The organism is Haloferax sp. Atlit-12N (assembly GCF_003383095.1).
In the GTDB taxonomy this organism is placed as follows: domain Archaea; phylum Halobacteriota; class Halobacteria; order Halobacteriales; family Haloferacaceae; genus Haloferax.
In genome coordinates this window covers 1-5,541 of record NZ_PSYW01000011.1, presented here as the reverse complement: position 1 = coordinate 5,541, position 5,541 = coordinate 1, and the positions used below count along the sequence as shown (strand labels likewise).

Sequence of the window (5,541 nt, the reverse complement as noted above, 5' to 3'; positions counted from 1 at the left end):
AGCGAGCGATTACCGCTCGCTGTAAATGAAAAAAGCCCACTGGACCGAAGTCCAGTGGGCTTTGTATGAGTGGGGGCGGCGAACTGGATTTCCCAGAGGATCGCTCACTCCAGTACTGACCAGAACGCAGGTGAGCTTAACTGCCGTGTTCGGGATGGGTACGGGTGGAACCTCACCGCTCTGGCCGCCTTAATGCCGATCAACGGAATCGAACCGTTGTCATACCAATATCGGTCGGGCCGTCTTACCAATGTGTTCGTGCAATCCAGTTTGCGCCTGGACCCGTTCTCGGGTCTCAGTGCGTATGAATGTGGCTTGGACTGTTAGTGCTCGCGGGCTTAACAACTCGTTGCCTCGTTGCGTACACCCCGAGTCTATCGAACTCGTCTTCTACGAGTGTCCTCAGTGGAACTTCTTTTCCGTGTGGGTTTCGAGCTTAGATGCGTTCAGCTCTTACCCCGTGGTGCGTAGCTGCCCGGCATCTGCCCTCTCGGACAACCGGTACACCAGTGGCACCCATTCGTAGTTCCTCTCGTACTATACGAACGTTCACGTCAAGTTCCTTAACACCCCCAATAGATAGCAGCCGACCTGTCTCACGACGGTCTAAACCCAGCTCACGACCTCCTTTAATAGGCGAACAACCTCACCCTTGCCTGCTTCTGCACAGGCAGGATGGAGGGAACCGACATCGAGGTAGCAAGCCACCGGGTCGATATGTGCTCTTGCCGGTGACGACTCTGTTATCCCTAAGGTAGCTTTTCTGTCATCTACGGGTCCCATGAATGAACCTCGTAGGTTCGCTAGACCACGCTTTCGCGTCAGCGACACTCGTTGGGAATGTCACTGTCAGACTTCCGTTTGCTCTTGCGCTCTTCCACGAGTTCCCGACTCGCGTGAGGAAATCTTTGGGCGCGCTCGATATCTTTTCGAGCGCGTACCGCCCCAGTCAAACTGCCCGGCTACCGGTGTCCTCCGCCAGGAGTGAGAGTCGCAGTCACTAACGGGTAGTATTTCAATGTTGCCTCGGTGGCCCGCTGGCGCGGGTACCTGTGTAATGGCTCCTACCTATGCTGCACATTAGCGACCACGTCTCAGCGACAGCCTGCAGTAAAGCTCTATAGGGTCTTCGCTTCCCCTTGGGGGTCTCCAGACTCCGCACTGGAACGTACTGTTCACCGGGCCCAACGTTGGGACAGTGACGCTCTCGTTGATCCATTCATGCAAGCCGCTACTGAAGCGGCAAGGTACTACGCTACCTTAAGAGGGTCATAGTTACCCCCGCCGTTGACGGGTCCTTCGTCCTATTGTACTAGGTGTTCAGATACCCGCACTGGGCAGGATTCAGTGACCGTACGAGTCCTTGCGGATTTGCGGTCACCTATGTTGTTACTAGACAGTCGGAGCGTCCGAGTCACTGCGACCTGCTCGGTCAAGAGCAGGCATCCCTTATCGCGAACTTACGGGACTAACTTGCCGAATTCCCTAACGTCGGTTGATCCCGACAGGCCTTGGCTTGCTCTGCCAGCGCACCTGTGTCGGATCTCGGTACGAGCTTCTTGCTTGTCTTTTCACGGGCTCTAGGTACCGCCGAATTTCTCTATCTCACCATTCGTTCGCTTCGTGCCGTTACGGCTTCCACGAATTTCGGTGATTCGACGGGGCGAAGGCCCCGCTCGGTGTTTCCTAAAGCGTCGACGTTTGGTGCAAGAAGGTACTGGAATATTAACCAGTTTCCCTTTCATCTAATTCGAATTACGGTTAGACTTAGGATCGACTAACCCTCGGCTGATTGACAGTGCCGAGGAACCCTTGCGCGTAAGGCCGTCGGGGTTCACACCCGACTCTCGCTGCTACTGAGACCATGATTTTCGTTGCTGCACGGTCCACACGAGTTCTCACCCGTGCTTCCACCCATGCAGTATGCCAACCTACGGAATCGTGTCATAAGACACGCCGCCAGGTCTCGGAGGTGGATTTGAGTCCCGATCATTTTCGACGCCTCGAACCTCGGCCGGTAAGCTGTTACGCTATTCTTAGAGGGTAGCTGCTTCTAAGCTCACCTCCCGGCTGTTTAGGGCTCGAGACAATCTTCAATCACACTTAATCCACACTTTGGGTCCTTAACCTGGCTCTGGGTTGTCTCCCTCACGGTGCACAAGCTTACCCCGCACACCGGACTCCCTGAGTCTACGACGTTCGTAAGTTCGGAGTTTGACAGGGAAGCGAACTCCTCTCGGAGTCCGGATTCCCAATCGGTCGCTCTACCTCACGAACTATCTCATCAGAGGTCATGCTTCGACATGTTTCGGTTGGAACCAGCTGTTGCCAAGTTCGATGGGCCTTTCACCCCTACACCAGAGTCACGAGAGGGTATTGTAGGACACCAACTCTAACGGGCCTCCACGCAGCTTTCGCCACGCTTCGCCCTGCTCCGGCGTAGATCACTTGGTTTCGGGTCGCATCCGGTTGGCTCCCCGCCCTTGAAGACGGTGGCCCTGGTCAAAGACTGCGGCCGTATCGGTTTCCCTATGCCTCCGGGGGTTCACCCCTTAGACTCGCCAGTCAGATGCACTCCATGGTTCGTTTTTCAAAACGTACGACGTAACATCGGCTTCACTCAAGTCATACTACGGGATCGCTCCCAGTTCTTTCGTCGAGTGACCTTGTATGCCACGTCGCTCTATCGCCAACTGATTTCAAGCCCTATTGCACCGCCCTTTTCGGGGTGCTTTTCAGCGTTCGCTCACGCTACTTGTTCGCTATCGGTCTCGAGGAGTGTTTAGTCTTCGCAGTTGATGCCTGCGTAATTCACGAGGGATATCCAACCCCCGCTATTCTGGAACAACCCCGGGATCTAAATCTTATGTTACGGGGTTTTCACCCTGTATCACGCTCCGTTCCAGGAGACTTCACATAAGATCCAGGTCCGTTATGGGTAGTCCGTACACCACATTGCCCGAAGGCTTCGGTTTGGACTGTATCGCGTTCACTCGCCGTTACTAACGACATCGCGGATTGCTTTCTTTTCCTGTTCCTACTAAGATGTTTCAATTCGGAACGTTCCCCATTGCGCAAGGCAATTGCGTGGGGATTCCCATTCGGAGATCCTCAGTTCTTTCCCTCCATGCGGGTCCCTGAGGCTTTTCGCAGCTTGGCACGTCCGTCATCGGCTCTCGAGCCGAGCTATCCACCAGCTGGCACAGTAGCCAGTTGATATAGTCACTGTGACCCGGAGAACGGGTCCAGTGGACGCCTGGATTGCACGTACACACGGTTTCATCAAATCCCCTCGGTGACGACCCGAGGCGAATTTTCGACCCTTCCCAACCTCGCTTGCGCGGGATGGTGCATCTGTCGTCAGTATCCATTCATTCGAAACGTCTTGCCACACTTAAGGGGCACGATCGTTTCGGAGTGGAGTACTGCTTACCATGGACCCACAGGGATTCGAACCCTGGGCATCCTCCTTGCAAAGGAGGCACTCTACCACTGAGCTATGGGCCCGTGTTAGCCCTAGTAGTTCTAAGGTGTCCGAACGGGTGTCATTGGTGAACTCGGAAGATCGCGTGTGAGCCACCCCATCGGGGTGGTCTCGGTCGTTAGGAGGTGATCCAGCCGCAGATTCCCCTACGGCTACCTTGTTACGACTTAAGCCCCCTTGCGAAGCCCAGATTCGACCACCGTGTGGTGGCCTCATCCGGACCTCACTCGGGTGCTTTGACGGGCGGTGTGTGCAAGGAGCAGGGACGTATTCACCGCACTCTATTGAAATGCGATTACTACCGAATCCAGCTTCATGAGGGCGAGTTTCAGCCCTCAATCCGAACTACGATCGAGTTTAGGAGATTAGCGTTCTCTTTCGAGATAGCAACCCATTGTCTCGACCATTGTAGCCCGCGTGTAGCCCAGCTCATTCGGGGCATACTGACCTACCGTTGCCCGTTCCTTCCTCCGCTTTAGCAGCGGCAGTCCTTCTAATGTACCCAGCCAGTCGAAACTGCTGCTGGCAATTAGAAGTGCGGGTCTCGCTCGTTGCCTGACTTAACAGGACGCCTCACGGTACGAGCTGACGGCGGCCATGCACCTCCTCTCTATAGCGTCGTGGTAAGGTCATCAACCTGACCGTCATTACTATAGTCGGAGCTGGTGAGATGTCCGGCGTTGAGTCCAATTAAACCGCAGGCTCCTCCGGTTGTAGTGCTCCCCCGCCAATTCCTTTAAGTTTCATCCTTGCGGACGTACTTCCCAGGCGGCTCGCTTCTCGGCTTCCCTACGGCACAACACAGGCTCGTAGCCTGTGTCACACCTAGCGAGCATCGTTTACAGCTAGGACTACCCGGGTATCTAATCCGGTTCGAGACCCTAGCTTTCGTCCCTCACCGTCGGATCCGTCTTCTCGAGGTGCTTTCGCCATCGGTGGTCCGTCCAGGATTACGGGATTTCACTCCTACCCCGGACGTACCCCTCGAGCCTTCCGGTCCCAAGCCACGTGGTTTTCACCGGACGCCCGCCAGTTGAGCTGGCGGATTTCCCGATGAACCTTCGTGGCCGGCTACGGACGCTTTAGGCCCAATAATATCGGTCATCACTTGAGCTGCCGGTATTACCGCGGCGGCTGGCACCGGTCTTGCCCAGCTCTTATTCCACGACCGCCTTACAGTCGTGAAAAGCGAGGACTATATGCCCTCGCACTTGGGGTCCCCTTATCGCACTTGCGTGCAGTGTAAAGGTTTCGCGCCTGCTGCGCCCCGTAGGGCCCGGAATCTTGTCTCAGATTCCGTCTCCGGGCTCTTGCTCTCACAACCCGTACCGATTATCGGCACGGTGGGCCGTTACCCCACCGTCTACCTAATCGGCCGCAGCCACATCCTACAGCGCCTGAGCGTTTCGGGGAGTCGGCATTCCAGCATGACTCCCGTATGAACTATTAGCCTCAGTTTCCCGAGGTTATCGTTCTCTGTAGGGTAGTTTGGCCACGTGTTACTGAGCTTTTCGCCACGAGTATGAACTCGTGCAACTAGCATGGCTAAATCGGACCCCAATAGCAATGACCTCCGGCAGGATCAACCGGAATGGGTCGCGACCATTTAAACCTGGTCGCGGGGTTTTGGCGGGTGAATGGCAGCGTATTGCTGTCAAATCACCGTTCAAAGGTCCGAGTTCGTATGACATCCGTTCGGATGTCACCGAACTACTAGGGCTAACATCAGATACCGTCTTGCGGCGTACCGCAGGGGCGGAATCCTCATTTCCTTCGGACCTGAACCGAGGCGATTCGAGGGTATAAACCCTTCGAACCTCGTTCGGTTCGGGCCCGGTGAGGCAGGACGCGTTGAATCGCCCTGCAATCGCGGTGTGTCGTTCGCATTCATCCGAAATGCCTTGGACCACTTAAGGCCGTCGTATCGTGGCGACCCCCGGGAAGGTGTGTCATCCCGGTGAGCGCCTGACGACCTTGGGTCGGGGCGTTCGGTGGAAGCGTTCGGGGGGAGTGCCCCCGTGCGCTTCTTCGCATTAATCCGAATGCCGGGGATACAT

1 tRNA gene and 3 rRNA genes are annotated in these 5,541 nt (G+C 55.8%); all 4 read right to left on the bottom strand.

Going from position 1 to position 5,541, the window contains the following annotated elements:
• Nucleotides 1–70: 70 nt before the first annotated feature.
• Nucleotides 71–192, bottom strand: a 5S ribosomal RNA gene (gene rrf, locus C5B90_RS19505).
• Nucleotides 193–305: 113 nt separating this feature from the next.
• Nucleotides 306–3,218, bottom strand: a 23S ribosomal RNA gene (locus C5B90_RS19500).
• 217 nt (nt 3,219–3,435) lie between these two features.
• Nucleotides 3,436–3,507, bottom strand: a tRNA-Ala gene (locus C5B90_RS19495).
• 97 nt (nt 3,508–3,604) lie between these two features.
• A 16S ribosomal RNA gene (locus tag C5B90_RS19490) occupies nt 3,605–5,077 on the bottom strand.
• The 16S, 23S and 5S rRNA genes sit together here with 1 tRNA gene alongside, the layout of an rRNA operon.
• Between the last annotated feature and the right edge of the window lie 464 nt (nt 5,078–5,541).